The organism is Halomonas sp. RT37 (genome assembly GCF_040070525.1).
GTDB classification, from domain to species: domain Bacteria; phylum Pseudomonadota; class Gammaproteobacteria; order Pseudomonadales; family Halomonadaceae; genus Halomonas; species Halomonas litopenaei.
This window is the reverse complement of record NZ_CP098827.1, coordinates 3418511-3438430: the sequence shown is the minus strand read 5'-3', so window position 1 is coordinate 3438430 and position 19920 is coordinate 3418511. Positions and strand designations below refer to the sequence as shown.

The following is a 19920-nucleotide window of genomic DNA, read 5'->3' as shown; positions in this document are numbered from 1 at the left end:
ATGGCGGTTGTTCAGTGTTTCAGGCTGGCGAAGAGGTCGGGGCACTGGCGCTGAAGCTCCCTGTCGTCGAGCATGGCCTCACGCTGACGCTGGATGGCGTGACCTCGGCGCTTGAGCACCGCATCGATGTCATCGCCGCTGGCGCAGCTCACCTTGAGCAGGTTGATCAGTGCGTCCAGCCGCTGGGGAGAACTCGCCAGGGCCGCCTCGATATCCGCCCGGGCCCTGTCGTACTGGCCCAAGCGGTAGTAGGCGTAGCCGCGGTAGGAGAGCGCGTCGTTGTTGTTCGGGTCGATCGCAAGCGCCCGGGTGTAGTCGGCCACCGCCCCCTCGAAGTCGCGCTCGATGCGCTTTTCACGTCCTGCGCTGACCTGCTGCTGGGCCGACTGCATGGGGGCCTGGCGGGTGATGATGGTCAGGTAGCGCGGGGCCACGTCGCTGCCGAGGGCCAGTGCGGCCTCGAAGTAGCTTCGAGCCTTGTCGAGCTCTCCGGCGGAAAAGGCGTTGATGCCAGCGTTGTTGAGAGCCTTCAGGCGCACCTCACGCAAGCCGTCATGACCTTGACTCGCCCTGAGCGCCTGCTCGAACAGCGCTGAGGCGTCAGCGTGGCGGCCTTCCCGATACAGAATCCAGCCCTGGGCGTTCAAGCCTTCCATCCGGGCCAGCGGATCAGGACTTTCGAGCAGAGGCCGTAGTTCGCGCAGGGCGGCCTGGTTGTCACCCTGCTGCAACAGCGCCTTGGCCCTGGACAGCGGGGCCTGCTGGGCAATCACCGGCCACGCCACCCCGACGCTCAGCAGCACGATCAGCAGGGCGTTTATCGTAGACGTGGGGTGGCGCCGTCGTTTTCCCTTCGCTGGCCCGGCCAGGTCTGTCGCCATCGCGCGCGACGCCAAGGCGCCCTGCCTGTTCTTCATTAGAAGCCTACCTGCGGAGAATCTCGCTCCGCTGCAGCGATGACGTCGGCCAGTTGGCTCTTCAAGGCGTCGCGCTCCTGCTCGATGGCGATCAGCCGGCCGTGCAGATCGTTGTTCAAGATGCGCAGCACATTGTCGTCCTGGACCTTCAGCACGACCGTGCCCCGGCCATCCAGCGGCATGTCCCGCTCCTGCAGACGGATGACCGGCAGTACGCCTTCCGGCGGGGCGATGGAAAGATTGACCTGGCTCGAGGGTTTCATCATTGCCATGGCCAGCCCGCCGACGAAGAACAGCAGACTCAGCGCCATGAACAGCCTGGCGTTCTTGGAGATCTCCTGCAGATAGCGAATGCGCAACTCGGTGCCCTCACTGGTCTCGCCAGAGCGCTCATTGAGCAACAGGGTGTGGGTCTTGTTGAGCAGGTGGTAGCCGAGGATCAGCAGCACCACGGCGAAGCCTGGCAGACCGTACTCCAGAAGCGTGGGAAAGCTGTTCATCACGGGCACCCGGCGGTGGGACAGGGCTCAGGCCTACGTATGCCCTTGTCAGCATAGCGCAGGCGGCCGTCCTCGCCGCGCGAAATTGGCCTGGTACAGGTTTCTTGGCCGCTTCGCTCGCGCTGTATCGCCGTCCCGTGGCGCCATGATGCGGGTCAAGTAGGGGCGACGGGACTACTGCTAAGGTCGAATTGTGCTCTCGAGGGCAGGTGTTTTTTCGCCGATCGAGAAGCGTGCAGCACACCCGCCGCCTCCGATGCGGCGACCGCTGCTGCCACCGAACAGGCGGGCCGGCTGCCATCTCCGAGGGATGGCCGTCGCTCAGCATGCAGGACTAGCGTTGTCATTTACTCTGTTGAGGTGCAAGTCGATGAAAGAGCAATTCGCGCAAGCGTGGGAAGGGTTTGCCGGGGGCGAGTGGAAGAAGGACGTCGACGTACGAGACTTCTTGCTGGCCAATGTGACGCCCTACGAGGGTGACGAGCGTTTCCTGGTCAGCGAGCCGGCGGCCAGCACTCGCGAGCTATGGGACACTGTGATGGAAGGCGTCAAGCAGGAAAACGTCACCCATGCACCGCTGGACTTCGACACCTCGCTGGTCTCGACCATCACCGCTCATGACGCCGGCTATATCGATCAGCGTCTCGAGACCATCGTTGGACTGCAGACCGACGCGCCGCTGAAGCGGGCGATCATGCCCAACGGCGGCATCAAGATGGTGGAGGGCTCATGCCAGGCCTACGGTCGTGAACTCGATCCTCAGGTCAAGAAGGTCTTCACCGAATTTCGCAAGACCCACAATCAGGGGGTGTTCGATGTCTACACCCCGGACATCCTCAAGTGTCGCAAGTCAGGGGTGCTGACTGGACTGCCGGACGCCTACGGTCGTGGACGCATCATCGGTGACTACCGCCGGGTCGCCCTTTACGGTGTCGATTTCCTGATGCGTGACAAGCAGGCGCAGTTTGCCTCGCTGCAGCAGCGCTTCGAACAGGGCGAGGACCTGGAGGCGGTGATCCAGCTGCGCGAGGAAGTCGCCGAGCAGCATCGTGCACTCGGCCAGCTCAAGGAAATGGCCGCCAAGTACGGCTTCGACGTCTCGGTCCCGGCTGCCACCGCCCAGGAGGCCATCCAGTGGACCTACTTTGGCTACCTGGCGGCAGTGAAGTCGCAAAACGGCGCCGCCATGTCACTGGGACGTACTTCCAGCTTCCTCGATATCTACCTGGAGCGTGACCTGCGCCAAGGCGTGATCGACGAAGCCCGCGCCCAGGAGCTGGTCGATCACTTCATCATGAAGCTTCGCATGGTGCGCTTCCTGCGCACCCCTGAGTACGACGAGCTGTTCTCCGGCGACCCGATCTGGGCCACCGAATGCCTGGGCGGGATGGCGCTTGACGGACGCACCCTGGTCACCCGTACCAGCTTCCGTTTCCTCAATAGCCTCTACACCATGGGTCCGAGCCCGGAGCCCAACCTCACGGTGCTGTGGTCTGAGCAATTGCCCGACGGCTTCAAGCGTTACTGCGCCAAGGTGTCCATCGATACCTCGTCGATCCAGTACGAGAACGATGATCTGATGCGCGTGGACTTCGCCTCCGACGACTACGCCATCGCCTGCTGCGTGTCTCCCATGGTGATCGGCAAGCAGATGCAGTTCTTCGGTGCCCGGGCCAACCTGGCCAAGACGCTGCTTTACACGATCAACGGCGGCGTCGACGAGAAGCTGAAGATCCAGGTCGGCCCCAGGAGTGAGCCGATCGCCACCGAGGTGCTCGACTTCGACGAGGTGTGGGCGCGCATGGATGGCCTGATGGACTGGCTGGCACGCCAGTACGTGACCGCCCTCAATGCCATCCACTACATGCACGACAAGTACAGCTACGAGGCAGCGCTGATGGCGCTGCACGACCTCGACGTCAAGCGCACCATGGCCTGTGGCATCGCCGGGCTGTCGGTGGCGGCGGACTCGCTGTCGGCGATCAAGTACGCCAAGGTGCGCCCGGTGCGTGATCCTGACGGCGTGGCGGTGGACTTCGAGATCGAGGGCGACTACCCCTGCTTCGGCAACAATGATCCGCGCGTCGACGATATCGCCTGCGAGCTGGTCGAGACCTTCATGAACAAGATCCGCAAGCTCAATACCTACCGTGGCGCCGAGCCGACCCAGTCGGTGCTGACCATCACCTCCAACGTGGTCTACGGCAAGAAGACCGGCACCACGCCGGACGGTCGTCGCGCCGGCGAGCCCTTCGCACCGGGTGCCAACCCCATGCACGGGCGTGACACCAAGGGCGCTGTGGCCTCGTTGACGTCGGTGGGCAAGCTGCCCTACGCCCACGCCAAGGACGGGATCTCGTATACCTTCTCCATCGTGCCGAGGGCGCTGGGCAAGGACGAGGGCGCCCAGCGCAGCAACCTGTCTGGCCTGCTCGACGGTTACTTCCACCACAGCGAACGTCAGGAGGGCGGTCAGCACTTGAACGTCAACGTGCTCAACCGCGAGATGCTCGAGGACGCCGTGGTCAATCCGGACAAGTATCCTCAGCTGACCATTCGCGTGTCCGGCTACGCGGTGCGCTTCAACTCCTTGACCGCGGAACAGCAGCGCGACGTGATCTCCCGCACCTTCACCGAAACGCTCTGAGCCGACAGTCGTCTCGCCCGGGGCCGCGACAGCGGTCCCTTTCCGGGCTCCGGGTCTCTCCCGGAGCCCCTTTTCGTGAGGAGTCCCGATGATGATCACTGGCCGTCTCCATCACCTGGAGAGCTGTGGTGCCGTGGATGGCCCAGGCATTCGCTTTCTGGTGTTTCTGCAGGGCTGCGTGATGCGCTGTCAGTACTGCCACAACCGCGACAGCTGGGATCGCCAGGGCGGACGTGAGGTGACGGTGGACGAGATACTCACCGAAGCCAGAACCTATCTGCCGTTCATGCGGGCGTCGGGGGGCGGCATCACCTGCACCGGCGGCGAGGCGCTGCTGCAACCGGCGTTTGTGCGCGACCTGTTTCAGGCGGCCAAGGCCGAGGGCATGCACACCTGCCTCGACACCAATGGCTACGTCTGCCACTACGATGAGGTCCTCGACGAATTGCTTGCCGCCACCGACCTGGTGCTGCTGGATCTCAAGCATCTCGACGAGGGCGTGCACCGTGAGCTCACCGGTATCCCCCGACGCCGTCCCCTGGCCTTTGCCCGTCATCTGGCGGCGATCGGCAAGCCCACCTGGATTCGTCAGGTGATCGTGCCTGGCTTTACCGACAGCGAGGCATCCATGCACCTGCTGGGGGAGTTCGTCGAGACGATGGACAACGTCGAGCGTGTCGAGCTGCTGCCCTATCACGCACTTGGCGAGTACAAGTGGCAGGAGCTGGGAGAGCACTATCCGCTGGCAGGAGTGGCGCCACCGAGTGGCGAGACCATGCAGCGCCTGGTGACGATCGCCTCGCGGTATCATCCGGAGGTCATCGCTGGCTGACGTGGCGATGTCGCCCGCTCGAACAACACAGCGAGCCCCTTTCACCCTTTGGTGAGAGGGGCTCGCTGTCGTTTCAGAAGAGCTGTTGTTTCAGGAGATGAGCAAGCGCGGCAGCGCCTCTGGGCGTCAGTCGCTCAGTTCGCCCCTGCGGCTGGCGGCGGCGGTGAACAGCACATCGGTGGAAGAGTTGAGGGCGGTCTCGGTGGAGTCCTGGACCACGCTGATGACGAAGCCGATGGCGACCACCTGCATCGCCACGTCGGCGGAAATGCCGAACAGGCTGGCGGCCATGGGAATCAGCAGCAGCGAGCCACCGGCCACGCCGGAGACGCCGCAGGCGGCCAGGGCGGAGACCACGCACAGCAGCAGGGCGGTGACGAAGTCCACGCTGATGCCCAGGGTATGGGCGGTGGCAAGCGTCATGACGCTGATGGTGATGGCGGCACCGGACATGTTGATGGTGGCGCCGAGCGGGATCGAGATGGAGTAGGTGTCCTCATCCAGCTTCAGACGCTTGCACAGCTCCAGGTTGACCGGGATGTTGGCTGCGCTTGAGCGAGTGAAGAAGGCGGTGATGGCGCTACCGCGCAGACAGCTGAAGACCAGCGGATAAGGGTTCTGGCGAGTGGCCAGGAAGACGATCAGCGGATTGGTCACCAGGGCGACGAACAGCATGCAGCCGACGATCACCGACAGCAGTTGGGCGTACTCCAGCAGCGCACCGATTCCGGCTTCGGCCAGGGTGCCGGCGACCAGTCCGAAGATACCCAGCGGTGCCAGACGAATGACCCAGCGCACCAGGGTCGATACCGCCTGGGACAGGTCCTCGATCATGCCCTTGGTAGCGGCACTGGCGCTGCGCAGCACCAGGCCGAGGCTGACGGCCCACACCAGGATGGCAATGAAGTTGGCGTTCATCAATGCGCTGACCGGGTTGGCCACGGCGCTCAACAGCAGGTTGCGCAGGATCTCTACCACGCCGCCTGGCGGATTGCCGCTGGCCTGAGCGGTATTCAGGGTCAGTTCGGTGGGGAGGGCGAAACTGGCCACCACCGCCACCAGCGCCGCCACCAGGGTGCCGATCAGATACAGCACCAGTACGCTGTGTATCTGGGTCGGCTGGCCGCGCTGATGGCCGGCGATGGCGGCCATCACCAGCACGAAGACCAGCACCGGGGCGACCGCCTTCAAGGCCGAAATGAATACCTGGCCGAGCAGCGATACCGAGGCGGCGAGCTCGGGGGACAGGGTGGCGACGGCGATACCGCAGAGGATACCGATCACGATCTGAGGGATCAGCCCCAGACGATTCAGCGCCTTGAAGGGGGCGCTCAAGGAGGTGGACATGGCTCTGGTCTCGAAGCGTGGAGTGTGCATCGACCGTCGCGTCAGGACGGATGGGCGTCGGCTTGTGGCCGGAAGGAGGGCGATTCTATCACCGTCGGCCACACCCAACGGTTCGACTTAAGCATGATATCAGCAGTAAGAATCTGGCATGGATCAGCAGTTGCATAGATGGTGTGGCTGCATTCCTGGTGTCCGCTGAAAATATTGACTGGGTTGGGGAGATGTTCGGCCCGATGGCAGCAAGCCCCGCCTGATCGGCGGGGCTTGCGTGGGGAAGAGACGCTTCCCGGGAGTGGCTTGGCGCAAGGCCTGGCGTGAGTCTCCTCGAGGCGTCTTTATGTCGAGCAGACGCCGACAGGGCCTCTGTACCGGGATCACGCGATAAGGGGTTCTTTACCGGAGTTCCTGACCGGGGTTCTTTGCCAGGGCTTAGCGGGCGCCGGTCAGCGCCTGGGCCAGCTCGCGCGTCAATTCGAGCACGGCTTGGGTACCTTCGGCGGGAGTGTCGCCGCTGGCCTGGGCATCGATCAGCGCCGAGCCTACCACCACGCCGTCGGCGAAGGCGCCGATCTCTCTGGCCTGGGCGGCGGTGCGAATACCGAAACCGACGGCGATGGGAATATCGCTGTGCTCGCGGATGCGGGCTACCTCCTGTTGCACGCGTTCGGCGCTTGGCGCAGCACCACCGGTGACCCCGTTGCTCGAGACGTAGTAGAGAAAGCCCGAGGTATTGGTGAGCACCCCCGGCAGACGGCGGGCATCAGTGGTGGGGGTCGCCAGACGAATGAAGTTGAGCCCGGCTTGATTGGCAGGCAGGCACAGCTCGTCGTCGTGTTCCGGCGGCAGGTCGACCACGATGAGACCGTCGACGCCGGCAGCCTTGGCCTGATCGAGAAAGCGTGTCACGCCACGGGCGTAGATGGGGTTGTAGTAGCCCATCAGCACGACCGGAGTCTGTTGATCGGTCCGACGCAGTTGGCGGACCATCTCGAGGGTCTTGTCCATGGTCTGGCCGGCATCCAGCGCCCGGCGGGTCGCATGCTGGATGGCGGTGCCGTCGGCCATGGGGTCGGTGAACGGCATGCCGAGTTCGATCACATCGGCGCCGGCCTCGCCCAGGCCCTTGAGGGTCGCGAGGCTGGTGTCATAGTCGGGATCACCGGCTGCGATGTAGGTCACCAGGGCGGCGCGTCCCTGCTGGCGAGTCTCGGCGAAGCGACGTGCGAGGCGCCCCTCGGCGGTCGTGGTCGTGGTCATGGTCTCTCTCCTGGAATCCGGGGTGTCAGTCCTGCTGGTCGGGCTTTCCCAGGCCCAGTTCATCGGCAAGACATTCGGTGGCGGTGGCCATGTCCTTGTCGCCGCGGCCGCTCAGGTTGACCACCATCAGATGATCCGCCGGCAGTCGCGGGGCGCGCTTGATCACCTCGGCCAGGGCGTGGGAAGACTCCAGCGCCGGGATGATGCCTTCCTTGCGACACAGCAGGGTGAAGGCGTCCAGCGCCTCACGATCGGTGGCTGCCACGTACTCGGCGCGCTCGATGGCATGCAGCCAGGCGTGTTCGGGTCCGATGCCGGGGTAGTCGAGGCCGGCGGAGATGGAGTGGGCGTCGCTGATCTGGCCTTCGTCGTCCTGCAGCAGAAAGGTACGGTTGCCGTGCAGCACGCCGGAACGTCCACCCTTGAGGCTGGCCGCATGGCGTGGGGTGTCGAGGCCTTCGCCGGCCGCCTCGACGCCGACCAGCGCCACTTCAGGGTCGTCGAGGAAGGGGTGAAACAGGCCCATGGCGTTGGAGCCGCCGCCGATACAGGCGACCAGCGAGTCCGGCAGGCGTCCTTCCTTGGCGGTGATCTGGTCGCGCACCTCTCGCCCGATCACCGACTGGAAGTCGCGCACCAGCGCTGGGTAGGGGTGGGGGCCGGCCACGGTGCCGATGATATAGAAGGTGGAGTCGACGTTGGTGACCCAGTCTCTCAGCGCCTCGTTCATGGCGTCCTTCAGAGTACCGTCGCCGGCGGTGACCGGAATCACCTTGGCGCCCAGCAGTTGCATGCGCTGTACGTTGGGCTGCTGGCGATGGATATCGGTGCTGCCCATGTAGATGACGCAGTCCATGCCGAAACGCGCGGCGACGGTGGCGGTGGCCACACCGTGCATGCCCGCGCCGGTCTCGGCGATGATGCGACGCTTGCCCATGCGACGGGCGAGCAGGATCTGGCCGAGGGCGTTGTTGATCTTGTGGGCGCCGGTGTGCATCAGGTCTTCGCGCTTGAGATAGATGCGCGCGCCGCCCAGATGCTCGGTCAGGCGCTCGGCGAAGTACAGCGGGCTCTGGCGACCGACGTAGTCGGCCGACAGCGAGGCCAGCTCGTCAGCGAAGGTCGGGTCCTGGCGTGCGGCGTCGTATTCCTGCTCGAGATCCAGAATCAGCGGCATCAGGGTCTCGGCCACGAAACGACCGCCGAAGTCACCGAAGAAACCACGAGGGTCGGGTCCGTGACGGAGGCTGGGAGTTGGGCGTTGCTGGTTCATGACGGGCTCCAAGGCTGACCAGGCGCGATCTGCGCCCCGAATGGCATGGACAGCAGCATAGCGCTGCATGCGGCCGGAAAAAATCGAAATAACAGCCAGGATGTGTGAGAAAATCTCACCAGTTGAGGAGCTGCAAGACCACTTGGCCCTTCACTGTGGTCCCGAACTAGGCCGTGAGCCGTGCCCCGGAAGTCCGCACGCACGGCACGCAGTGGCACCATCAGCTGACCTCTGGGCGCCGGGGCACACCAGGCCCAGACGAGCTAAGACAAGACACCCCATGCCAAGCCGGGAGAGACGCTCGCCATGACATCGCACAACCAGGACGTCCCGTTGCCCTCGCTCAGGGCGCTCAGGGCCTTCGAGGCGCTGGGGCGCCACGGTAGCGTGTCGCGGGCGGCGGCCTCGCTGCACCTGACCCATGGTGCGGTCAGTCGTCAGATCAAGCTGCTCGAGGACCAGTTGGGGGTTGCCCTGGTCGAGAAGGAAGGGCGGGGGTTGAGACTGACCGATGCCGGCCGTGAGCTGGCCGACGCCGCCGGATTCCATCTTGGCGCCCTGGCACGGGTCTGCGCCGAGGTCGCTCGCACCAGCGTCCAGTCGCCCTTCGTGCTGAGCTGCCCAGGCTCCTTCCTGGCGCGCTGGTTCATTCCTCGACTGGCCCGCTTGAAGCAGGCTCTGCCGCAGTTGGAGTTGCATCTGACCGCCGGTGAGGAAGGTGTCGCGACGCTATCCGGGGTCGATGGTGTGCTGCGCTTTCAGCGCTTGCCGGAAGGGGAGCCGCCGGGCGAGGTCACCCGTATCCTCGGGCAGGAGCGCATCGGTCCCGTGCTCAGTCGTGAGCTTGAGCTGCATCGGCCCGGCGGGGCTACAGCAAGCCCGCCCGACCCGCGGGTACTGCTCGGCCAAGCGCTGTTGCATACCCGTTCACGTCCCTCCGCCTGGGGCGACTGGAGTCGCCGCCAGGGGATCGCGCCGGAGCGGCTGACGATGGGCCAGGGCTTCGAGCACCTCAACTACCTGCTGGAGGCGACCCTGGTGGGGCTTGGGGTCGGCATTGCGCCGGACTACCTGGTGGAAGAGGACGTGCGCGCAGGGCGCCTGGTGGCGCCTTGGGGCTTTGTCGCCACCGACGCCTGCCTGGTGCTGGAACTGGCTGCCGGGCCTAGGGGGGCGCGCCATCCGCTGGCAAATGATCTGGCCGACTGGTTGGCGGCAGAGCTGGCCGAAGCGCCGGCGCTGGGCTGATACGAGGTGCTGGGCTGATACGAGGTGCGAGCCGGCAATGGCGCGGCTCGCCGCGCTGTGAACGGGTGCTCGGTCGCGCTGCTGCGTGCTGATGGTAGAGCAGGATGTCCGAATGCAGTCGTTGTTAATGTTATGTTATAACGTAGTTTTTTATCAGACTGAACCGGCGGTGAAAGGATGAATGACGCACAGATCGAGGCCAGCCAGGCCGTCAACGACACAGTCAGCGATACGGTCAACGACACGGTCAGCGACACAGACGCCCGGGGGAGGGAGCCCATCGACGATCCACAAAGGCTGTCGGATGTGGCCGTGCAGCAGGTGAGCCAGGGCGTCGCCCTGGACTGGGTCGGCATGGAGGGCATCGCGCTGCCCGTCGAGCTGGCGGGACAGCGGATCGAAGCCAGGGTGAACGCAGGGGTCAGTCTTGACGCCCCGGAGGCCCGCGGGATTCATATGTCGAGGTTGTACCTGGCGCTTGACGACCTGACCGAAGAAGCGCTGACGTTGCCTCGACTGGACGCCTGCCTGGCGCGCTTTCTCGACAGTCACGAGGGTCTCTCCCGGTCTGCCAGTCTGTCTCTCGAGGGACGTTTGCTGTTGAAGCGTCCGGCGTTGGTCAGTGACCTGGCTGGTTGGAAGGCCTATCCCTTTCACCTTGAAGTCGAGCAACGAGGTGGCCAGCGGTCGGTAGTCCTGCGTCTGGAGGTGGGCTATTCCTCCACTTGCCCCTGTTCCGCGGCGCTGGCGCGTCAATTGATCCAGCAACAGTTCAACCGTGACTTTGCCGCAGAGCCTCATCCGGCCCGTGATGAGGTGCACCGCTGGCTGGGGCAGGAGTCGGGGATCGTGGCGACGCCTCATAGCCAGCGCAGCCAGGTGATCATGGCGCTCAGGCTGGGCCTCGAGGTCGAGGACGTCCCCATGGTCGAAGTCATCGACAGGGTGGAGCAGAGCCTGGGCACGGCGCTGCAGACTGCGGTCAAGCGTCCCGACGAACAGGCCTTTGCATTGGCCAACGGGCAGAACCTGATGTTCTGCGAGGACGCCGCACGTCGTGTGCATGGTTGCCTGATGACCATCCCGGGGATCGATGGCTTCGAACAGAAGGTGATCCATGCCGAGAGCCTGCACGCCCACGACGCCGTGGCCCGCAGCAGTTGGCGCTGGTAGCGTGGGCAAGTACCTGAAGCGGCCTTGCCCTTGTATGGCCGGCCGGCAGGCTAGCGAGGATGCGTGCTGTGATCTGGTAGCGTGGGCAAGTACCTGAAGCGCACTTGCCCTTGTATGGCCGGCTGGCAAGTTCGCGAGGATGCGTGCTGTGATCTGGTAGCGTGCGCAAGTACCTGAAGTGCACTTGTCCTTGTAGTGCCGGCCGGCAGGCTAGTGAGGATGCGTGCTGTGATCTGGTAGCGTGCGCAAGGGCCCGAAGCGGTCTTATCCTGGTATCGCCGGCTGGCAAGCCAGCAAGGATATGTGCTTCGGCACGCGTAGGAGACCACTTGGTGGGAGGGCAGGTCGAAACAGGGGTTTGAGACGTGGTTTTATAGGACGGAGCACACCGTTCAGGGCGTGGTCATGACAAGGCCATGAAACATCCATGACGTTGCGAGAACAGCACGCCATTGTTGCCTGGTGGGTAGACGCGTCCGTGTCGACTGGTGTCTCCCGAGGGTCGTCTTTCACCATGGAAGGGTAGTAGAGAGGCGCTTCAGGTTTCTAAACGTGACGGTTTGTGTCTTTTGCTTTACTCTTTTCACATCATCGGTAGCTGATTCAGCATATAAGCGAAGATTGCTTCCACGCCCAAGCAGGAGGCCATAGGGGGAGATGTGAGATATTGCTGGCGACTCATGGTCCTGGGGCTGACACTGGCGTCGCCCCTGTCGATGGCGCTCGAACCGCCCTCGGGCACGCCTTTGTTGAAGGTGTCCGGTGACATCGGGGTCACCAATGTCGGTGATCTGGCCTGGTTCGACCGCGACATGCTCGAGGCGCTACCCCAGGGCACGATCACGACCCATCTCCCCTGGTTTGACGGTGCCTCTGTCTATCAGGGGCCTCTGCTCGAGGGGCTACTCGATGCGGTCCAGGCGCGCGGTACCGAGCTGCGTGTTTCCGCATTGAACGATTTTGTGGCGTCGGTTCCGGTGCAGGATGCCTCGACCTTCAACCTTGTGCTGGCGATGTGGCGCGATGGCGAGCGCCTGGAAGTGCGCAATCAAGGGCCCCTGTTTGTGATTTATCCCTTTGATCAGCACCCTGAAATCTACAACGCTGTCTACCTGACGCGGTCCGTCTGGCAGGTGGAGTCCATCGATGTCCACTGAGCCGCCGGTGGCCGAGGTCAGATTATGCTGAAACTGCCGTATCGCTCGAGGGTGGCGGCCACCGCAACGGTGCTGTTTTTTGTGGCGGCACTGGTGGCGGGAGGCCTTACCTTCGATCGGCAGCAGGAATTGCAGCATCGCATCCTCGATACCGTCACCTGGAACCTCTACCAGTTCGATCGCATGGTGCGCGAAATGCGCATTCAGGCCGCCGAGGTCAGCGCGGATGATATCGATAGCCTGGTCCTCGACTACGAGATTCTGCACGGACGAAGCGACTTGTTGCGTCAGGGGCAGACTCGGGACTTTCTGCGTCAGACCAGTGCCTCCCAGGAACTGTATCGGCGCGCGGAGCAATTGATCGACGATCTGGGGGGGCGAGTCGAGCCTCTGGAGCAGGGGGGGCGCCTGCTCGACGACGACAGGGATGCACTCAAGCAGACCCTGGGGCAGTTGCAGAACGTCAGTCGCGACATGCTGTTGCAACACAAGGCCAGTGTGGCCGAGTTGCGCACCCAAGATACCCAGTCGATGCTGCGTCTGTATGGTGTCGTACTGGCCTGCATCGTGCTTATCATGGTGACCGGTACCGTGCTGGTGCTGGCGCTGATGCGTGAGGGGCGTGCCCACACCCTCAAGGCGGAGTTGCTGCAGGCCCAGTCGCGAGCACTGAAGGAAGCGGTGGAGCGTGCCGAGAACGCCAGTCGCGCCAAGTCCGATTTCATGGCGATCATGAGTCATGAGATGCGCACACCGCTCAGTGGCGTCATGGGCATGACCGATCTGCTGCGCGACGAATCCCTGAGCGATCAGGGCAAGCGTCATATCGAAGGCCTGGAGGCCAGCGCGACGGGACTGCGCTCGGTGATCAACGATGTGCTCGACTATACGCGGCTGGAGACCGGCCGGATCGAGGTCGAGCGCGAACTGTTTGCGCTGCGCCATATGCTCGACCAGACCACCCTGGGCTATCGTTCGCAACGCCTGGGCGATGTGCAGTTTCTGATGCGCCTGGCCCCGGACCTGCCCGCTTGCGTGGAAGGAGATCAGCATCGGCTGCGCCAGGTACTGCAGAACCTGTTGAACAACGCCTTCAAGTTCACCCGCCAGGGGTTCGTGATGTTGAGGGTTTCCTGTGCCCAGGATCAGCGCATTGCCTTCGTCGTCTACGACACCGGGTGCGGGATATCTCAGCTGGATGTCGAGCGAATCTTTGAGCCCTTCGAACAATCCGATCCGGTGATGGCCAGGCGTCATGACGGTGCCGGTCTTGGCCTGCCCATCGCACGTAGCCTGGTGCGCGCCATGGGGGGCGACCTCAAGGTGGACAGCCAGCTGGGCAGCGGTTCCAGATTCTGGTTCGAACTTCCCTTGCCGGCCAGCGATCAGAAAGAGGAGAAGGTCGAGGTGGCGTCTGCCCCGGCGCCGCTGGCGCCGCACCATGTGTTGGTGGTGGACGACAACCTTCTCAACAGGGAGCTGGTGGCCAGTATGCTGGCCCGCCTGGGCCAGTCCTGCGAAGTCGTGTCCAACGGCGAGCAAGCGCTGCAGGCGCTGTCACAGCGTGACTTCGATCTGGTGCTGATGGATCTGCAGATGCCGGTCATGGATGGTCTGGAGACGACCCGGCGCTGGCGCGAGCGGGAAGCGGCGATCCACCGTGGTGATGGCGACGACGACGCTCGGCTGCCGATCATCGCGGTGACGGCCAACGTTCTGCCGGAACATCGCCGGGCCAGCCGCGAGGCGGGGATGGATGACCTGATTGGCAAGCCTTTCACGCGTCAGGATCTAGGCCAGGTGCTTGGTCGCTTTCCCTCTCGGGTCTATCCCTCCCTCGACCCCGACGAAAACTTCTGGACGCCTCCGAGTACATCCGCCCACGAAGGGGCCTCCGCGCCCACCCAGACGGCGACGGAAGAAAGAGTCGCCAGTGCCGACCTGCTGTCGCGAACGACGCTTCAAGAGCTGCGCTCGATGGTCTCGGCGGATGCTCTGGAGCGCATGGTACGCGGCTACCTGGCCCGCTTTCCTGCTCGCATCGCGAGGCTCTACACGGCCCACGAAGAAAGGGACTTCGACATGCTGGTCGGTGAGGCCAGGGAGCTTCATCATGCGTCAACCACCCTGGGGTGCACGGCAGTGGTCGCGGTGGTGGAGGCGATCATCGAGCACGGTGAGATGGGCCGTCACGAGCCGCTGGTGCCTCTGATCAAGGAACTGGAGGACATCGGCACCCGCACCGGTCTTGCCTGGCGAACCACCGGAGTGCTCGACAGCTTTCGCTGAATCCTGAGCGTGAATGCCTTCCCTGGCCGTTGAACTGGCAGTAGCATGTCGCTGGTACGGCAAAAATTCGTCGAGAATGCCGATTTTCAATGGGAGAGGCGTCATGGGATGGCGAACCATCGCGTTGGTGATGCTATGGGGAATGGTCGGACAGGCTCTTGCGCTGGACGCCCCCGGTGGCAGGGTGATCCTCGAGGTGGGTGGGCGCATCTCCGTGACCAATGTGAGTGATGAAGCCCACTTCGACCGCGCCATGCTCGAGGCGCTGCCCCAGCATGTCGTGGTGACCGGCAATCCCTGGATCGATGGTCAGTCTCGCTTCGAGGGGCCGCTGCTCAGCGATGTACTGGCGGCGGTGGAGGCCGAGGGCGACGAGCTCAGGGTGGCCGCCATCAAGGACTACGAGACGCTGATGCCGGTGAGCGACGCCCACGAACATGGTGTGATCCTCGCCATGCGCCGCGATGGAGAGCGCATGAGAATCCGCGACAAGGGCCCCTTGTTCGTGGTCTATCCTTTCGACGACCAGCCGGAACTCAAGACCAATATCTACTTCAGTCGATCTGTCTGGCAGGTCGCCCGCATCGACGTCAACTGAGTTCTCATGGCCCATCGTCTGCGCATCAGGATTCCTGCGATCGCCGCCGTCGTCTTCATTGTCGCCGTGATGGTGACAGGAGGGCTGATCTATGACCGCAACAAGGCGATCTACCACCGAGACGTCGACACCGTCACCTGGACCCTGTATCAGTACGATCGCTCGCTGCGCGATCTGCGGCTGGCCATCTGGGAGCGCGGCGATAGCCGGCTGGACGAGACCCTTTTGGATTTCGAACTGCTGTACGGGCGCTTCATGGTGCTGCTGGAGGGCCAGACGAGCAACTTCCTGGATCGCTACGCGACCGGTCGTGAGCTGATCGACGAGCTGGATCGTGGCATGCAACGGCTGGATCGACGCTTCATTGCGGTGGCCGATGGAGACGTTGCCTATGACGCTGCACTGCGACGCGAACTGATAGAGCGTCTCGGCGAAGCGCAGGAACTGAGTCGGCAATTGATGCTGCATCATGGTCGAATCGCCGCGGAAGAGCGCAGCGCGGACATGGGCGTGCTCGGGCGATTGTACATCGCGGTGCTGATCTCGATCCTGCTGTCGCTGATCGCCGGTGGCGTGCTGATTCGTGCGCTGGTGAAGGAGGCGCGTCAGCATCGTCACAAGACCCATTTGCTCGAATCCCAGTCCGAAACCCTGCGCGAGGCCTATCAGCGCATGGAAGTGGCCAATCGCGCGAAGTCCGACTTCATGGCCATCATGAGCCATGAAATCCGTACGCCACTCAACGGCGTGCTGGGCATGGCCGAGCTGCTGCACGACGAACCCTTGAGTGATCAGGGACGCCGCCAGATAGAAGGGCTGCGTGACAGCGCCGCTGGGCTGCGTTCGGTGATCAATGACGTGCTCGACTACACCCGTATCGAGGCAGGGCACCTGGCGGTCGAACGTCAACCCTTCCACCTGTCGAGAATGCTGGAGCAACTCGCGACCGGTTATCAGACCCAGAGCCGCAGCGGGGTGCAGTTCCTGATGCGTGCCGCTCCCGCCTTGCCCACCTGGGTCGATGGCGACGTGCATCGGCTGCGCCAGGTGCTGATGAATCTGCTCAACAACGCCTTCAAGTTCACCGAAAGTGGCTTTGTGATGCTCCGGGTCTCCGACAATGGGGACGGCCGGCTGACCTTCATGGTCTACGATACCGGCTGCGGTATCGCCCAGCAGGACCAGCAGCGCATCTTCGAGCCCTTTGCCCAGACCGATACCGCCCTGTCACGTCGCCATGAGGGTGCCGGCCTGGGGTTGGCGATCTGCTCTCAGTTGGTCGCGGCCATGGGCGGAGAGCTCAAGGTGGAAAGCCAGCCGGAGTCCGGCAGCCGATTCTGGTTCGATCTTCCCTTGCCGGTGGTGGCGGGGGTGGAAGAGGGTGCTGCCAGCACCGGGCAGCAGGAGCCGCTGGAAAGCCAGCACGTGCTGGTGGTCGAGGACAATGCCCTCAATCGTGAGCTGGTGGCCGCCATGCTGACCAGACTGGGACAGACCTGCGAACTGGTGGGCAATGGCGAGCAGGCGCTGGAGGCCCTGGGCCAACGACGTTTTGATCTGGTCTTGATGGACATGCAGATGCCGGTGATGGACGGGCTAGAGACCACGCGTCGCTGGCGCCAGCACGAAGAGGCTCTGCGCGAACAGGGCCAGCGGGTCCAGCGTTTGCCGGTCATCGCGGTGACCGCCAACGTCATGCCCGAGCATCATCGCGCCTGTCTCGATGCGGGAATGGACGACGTCATCGGCAAGCCGTTCTCGCGCAAGGAGCTGTCTGCTGCGCTGCGCCGTTACAGCCGGGTGCACGCGGCACCGAGCTCCGCTGACGCGAGCCCATCAGGTGGCGACAATGCCGGCAGGGGGGGCGATGGCAGGGGTTGCGATGGCAGGGCGAGTGGTCCGGACCGCGGCCTGGATAGCGAGACCTTAGGCGGCACTGTCGAAGCGGCACCCGCCGTCGTTGCCCCGATGCTCGAGGATCGGCCCCGGATCGACGAGACGCTGCTCGCCGGAGACACGGTAGAGGAGCTGCGTCAGGTGATGTCGCCCCAGGGCCTGAGTCGCATGGTGGCCAACTATCTGCAGCGTTTCCCGGAGCGGCTCGAGCAGATGCGAGAGGCGCTGTCGGTCGGCGACCACCAGGCACTCGGTCAGATTGCTCATGACGTCAAGGGCGTCTCTGCTTCGCTGGGCTGCCAGGCCCTGGAGGCGCAGGCCGCCCGAGTGGAGCGCATGGCAAACGACGGCCAGCAGGCGGAACTCGAGACACAGCTCGAGATACTCGCCCGGCTGGGCCCGGCGACCGGCCAGGCTCTGCGATCGGCGGGGCTGTTGCAGACCTGAAAGCGGCCCTGGGCGGGACCCTTCGATGAGGTGACGTCCCGCCGCTGGCGGGGCCTAGACGTCGCCGGGAGCCACGCCGCTGGCCCAACGTTCGTCCGGATGCACCTCATTGGCCGGCATCACCGGATCGTAGCCCTCATGGCGCAGGGCCTCGATGACCTCTCGGGTATGTTCGCTGCCCAGCGTCTCCAGGGTGGCTTCGACCTCGGTGGCGCGCAGCGACAGGTCGGTGAAGGTACGCTGGTGGGTGATGCTGATGACGTTGGCACGCTGCTCGGCGAGCAGTTGGGTCAACTCTGACAGCGAGCCGGGTACGTCGGAGATGCCCACGCGAACGCGCACGATGCGACCAGAGCGCACCAGGCCGCGCTGGATCACCGACGACAACGCCTGCATGTCGATATTGCCGCCGCACAGGACCAGCCCCACCTTGCGACCGCGGAAGCGCTCCGGCTGGCTCAATACGGCAGCGAGTCCCGCCGCACCGGCGCCTTCCGCGACCGTCTTCTCGATCTCCAGGAACATCAGGATCGCCCGCTCGATGGTGGCCTCGTCGACCAGCAGGATGTCACTGACGTGCTCGCGCACCAGTTCTCGCGTGATCTTGCCGGGCTGCTTGACCGCGATCCCCTCGGCAATGGTAGCGAGGCTGCAGTGGATCTTTTCACCCGCCAGCGCCTGCTGCATGGCGGGAAAGCGGGCGGTCTGCACGCCGATGATCTCGATGTCGGGATTGAGTCCCTTGGCGGCCACGGCGTTGCCGCCGATCAGGCCGCCGCCGCCGATGGGGATGACCAGCGCATCCAGATCCGCCACGTCTTCGAGCATCTCCAGCGCGATGGTGCCCTGGCCGGCAATCACGCGCTCGTCGTCGTAGGGGTGGACGAATACATAGCCGTGCTCCTCGGCCAGGCGAGCCGCGTAGTCTCCGGCCTCGTCCACCCCATCACCGACCAGGTGCACTTCGGCGCCAAGGGCCCGGGTATTGCTGACCTTGAGGTTGGGAGTGTGGCGCGGCATCACGATGACCGCCCGGATGCCGAGCCTTGAGGCGTGGTAGGCCACCGCCTGAGCGTGGTTGCCGGCCGACATGGCGATGACCCCCCGCTGGCGCTCGTCTTCGGACAGGGACAGCAGGTGGTTGAGGGCGCCGCGTTCCTTGAAGGCGGCGGTGAACTGGTGGTTCTCGAACTTGATGTACAACTCGCAGCCGGCCAGCCGCGACAGCGTGGCGGAATGCAGAAAGGGAGTACGGGCGATATGGCCGACGGTCGCATCGGCGGCACGTCGAATGTCTTCAAGGGTCACACTCATCCGGGATCTCCAGCGGGTAACAGACAGATGGCCGGAGGTCGTCCGGCACAAGGTGTCGCCGGCGGGGTCGCCGGCTCGATCCGAGAGCCAGGCGTGGCCGGCATTGCCGAGGGGAAGGGCGGCGCTCAGTCGGTGGTAGCCGGGTGAGTCGCCGCCTGGCGCATTCGACGGCGCAGGGCGGTCGCCAGGCCGAAGACGTGGTCGTCTTCGCCTCCCATGGCATGCAGGGCGTCTGCCAGGTGCAGCAGGTAGTCGCTGTTGGGGCCGCTGGGGCCATGGGCGTGGGCGATCTGCTCGGCAATGCTGTCATCGGAGGCATCACCGAGATAGGCCGGGTTGGCATCACCGGCGATGTAGACCAGCCCCTCGGCGGTCCTGGCGGTGGTCAGGCCGTCATCGTCGAGTGGGTCATCGACATCAGGCTGATCGTTGTCGGCGAGATCGTTGTCCAGAAAATGCAGCGTGACACGCTCACGCAGATAGCCGTTCTTTTCACGCAGGTCCAGGGGGGCCAACACCTCCGGCCCGATCAGGTAGGCCATGCCCAGACACCGCGAGCCCGGCTGGTGGATCAGCGTCGCGACGCGACCAGGAGCCTCAGGAGTGCCGCGATGATCGTGGGAGCCCTGCCAGAACCGGCGGGCGTAGCCTTCGATCAGCGCTGGACGACGTGCGCGATAGGCGAAGTCCGCCTTCCAGATCAGCGAGCCGTAGCCGAACAGCCAGATCGCCTCGCGAGAGCCGAAATGGTCCTGGCGTCGATTGGCTTCCCGGGTGTCCGCGCTGACAGGCATTGGCCGGTTGGAAGGGGAGTCCTGCGGGTGCATCGAAGATCCTTGTCGAATGAAGTCAGACGGACTGGTGGTGCTCGAGTCGATACCGCCACGCCGTCACTGCGCCGGGCAACCGGTTTGTCAGTACAGGAGGCGCGGGTATGATGGTGAGCGCCACGCAAGAAGCCACGAGGGCCAGGTTCCTTAGACCGCCAATAGGCAAATTATCAGCTCCGAAGGCCAGGATGAAGT

The 19920-nt window shown here is 64.2% G+C and carries 15 protein-coding genes; 8 read left to right on the top strand and 7 right to left on the bottom strand.

What is annotated here, in order from left to right; genetic code table 11:
- Nucleotides 1-11: 11 nt before the first annotated feature.
- Together NFG58_RS14980 and NFG58_RS14975 are read right to left on the bottom strand one after the other, a co-directional pair.
- Nucleotides 12-917, bottom strand: a complete 906-nt coding sequence (locus tag NFG58_RS14980; protein ID WP_222515837.1) for a tetratricopeptide repeat protein — start codon at nucleotides 915-917, stop codon at nucleotides 12-14.
- The gene (locus NFG58_RS14975; RefSeq protein ID WP_222515836.1) at nucleotides 917-1417 is read right to left on the bottom strand and encodes a hypothetical protein; all 501 of its coding nucleotides are present in this window, start codon (nucleotides 1415-1417) and stop codon (nucleotides 917-919) included. Before NFG58_RS14975 ends, NFG58_RS14980 begins: the two co-directional genes overlap by 1 nt.
- A 370-nt stretch (nucleotides 1418-1787) precedes the next feature.
- Between NFG58_RS14975 and pflB the strand changes: the two genes are divergently transcribed.
- Complete coding sequence (gene pflB, locus NFG58_RS14970) at nucleotides 1788-4064, top strand: formate C-acetyltransferase (protein ID WP_348826861.1); 2277 nt, start codon at nucleotides 1788-1790, stop codon at nucleotides 4062-4064.
- Between the two features lie 88 nt (nucleotides 4065-4152).
- Nucleotides 4153-4896 carry a pyruvate formate lyase 1-activating protein gene (pflA, locus tag NFG58_RS14965; protein ID WP_348826860.1) on the top strand — a complete coding sequence of 248 codons (744 nt, stop codon included), beginning with the start codon at nucleotides 4153-4155 and terminating at the stop codon, nucleotides 4894-4896.
- Between the two features lie 126 nt (nucleotides 4897-5022).
- Here the strand turns inward: pflA and sstT are convergent, their stop codons facing one another.
- The 3 genes from sstT to trpB all read right to left on the bottom strand — a co-directional run bounded on the left by sstT (nucleotide 5023) and on the right by trpB (nucleotide 8773).
- Nucleotides 5023-6243 (bottom strand): serine/threonine transporter SstT, encoded by a 1221-nt coding sequence (gene sstT / locus NFG58_RS14960; RefSeq protein WP_045993786.1) that lies wholly within the window; start codon nucleotides 6241-6243, stop codon nucleotides 5023-5025.
- A 429-nt stretch (nucleotides 6244-6672) separates the two neighbouring features.
- Nucleotides 6673-7500: a tryptophan synthase subunit alpha gene (gene trpA, locus NFG58_RS14955; RefSeq protein ID WP_045993785.1), complete on the bottom strand. Its 828-nt coding sequence runs from the start codon at nucleotides 7498-7500 to the stop codon at nucleotides 6673-6675.
- Between the two features lie 25 nt (nucleotides 7501-7525).
- Nucleotides 7526-8773 (bottom strand): tryptophan synthase subunit beta, encoded by a 1248-nt coding sequence (trpB, locus tag NFG58_RS14950; protein ID WP_108133831.1) that lies wholly within the window; start codon nucleotides 8771-8773, stop codon nucleotides 7526-7528.
- A 306-nt stretch (nucleotides 8774-9079) separates the two neighbouring features.
- Between trpB and NFG58_RS14945 the strand changes: the two genes are divergently transcribed.
- From NFG58_RS14945 to NFG58_RS14920, 6 genes are all read left to right on the top strand, one after another.
- The gene (locus tag NFG58_RS14945; RefSeq protein ID WP_348826859.1) at nucleotides 9080-10021 is read left to right on the top strand and encodes a LysR family transcriptional regulator; all 942 of its coding nucleotides are present in this window, start codon (nucleotides 9080-9082) and stop codon (nucleotides 10019-10021) included.
- Nucleotides 10022-10198: 177 nt separating this feature from the next.
- Nucleotides 10199-11194: a GTP cyclohydrolase FolE2 gene (gene folE2, locus NFG58_RS14940; RefSeq protein WP_083970516.1), complete on the top strand. Its 996-nt coding sequence runs from the start codon at nucleotides 10199-10201 to the stop codon at nucleotides 11192-11194.
- 716 nt (nucleotides 11195-11910) lie between these two features.
- Nucleotides 11911-12351, top strand: a complete 441-nt coding sequence (locus tag NFG58_RS14935) for an oxidoreductase (protein ID WP_348826858.1) — start codon at nucleotides 11911-11913, stop codon at nucleotides 12349-12351.
- A gap of 24 nt (nucleotides 12352-12375) precedes the next feature.
- Entirely contained in the window at nucleotides 12376-14640 is a 2265-nt protein-coding gene (locus tag NFG58_RS14930; RefSeq protein ID WP_213231196.1) for an ATP-binding protein, read from the top strand.
- A gap of 103 nt (nucleotides 14641-14743) precedes the next feature.
- Nucleotides 14744-15238 carry a molybdopterin-dependent oxidoreductase gene (locus NFG58_RS14925; RefSeq protein ID WP_108133826.1) on the top strand — a complete coding sequence of 165 codons (495 nt, stop codon included), beginning with the start codon at nucleotides 14744-14746 and terminating at the stop codon, nucleotides 15236-15238.
- A 6-nt stretch (nucleotides 15239-15244) separates the two neighbouring features.
- Entirely contained in the window at nucleotides 15245-17581 is a 2337-nt protein-coding gene (locus NFG58_RS14920) for an ATP-binding protein (protein ID WP_348826857.1), read from the top strand.
- A 54-nt stretch (nucleotides 17582-17635) separates the two neighbouring features.
- Here the strand turns inward: NFG58_RS14920 and NFG58_RS14915 are convergent, their stop codons facing one another.
- The gene (locus NFG58_RS14915) at nucleotides 17636-18895 is read right to left on the bottom strand and encodes a threonine ammonia-lyase (protein WP_124803013.1); all 1260 of its coding nucleotides are present in this window, start codon (nucleotides 18893-18895) and stop codon (nucleotides 17636-17638) included.
- Nucleotides 18896-19020: 125 nt separating this feature from the next.
- On the bottom strand, nucleotides 19021-19689 hold the full coding sequence (locus NFG58_RS14910; RefSeq protein WP_213231223.1) for a gamma-glutamylcyclotransferase: 669 nt from the start codon (nucleotides 19687-19689) through the stop codon (nucleotides 19021-19023).
- Between the last annotated feature and the right edge of the window lie 231 nt (nucleotides 19690-19920).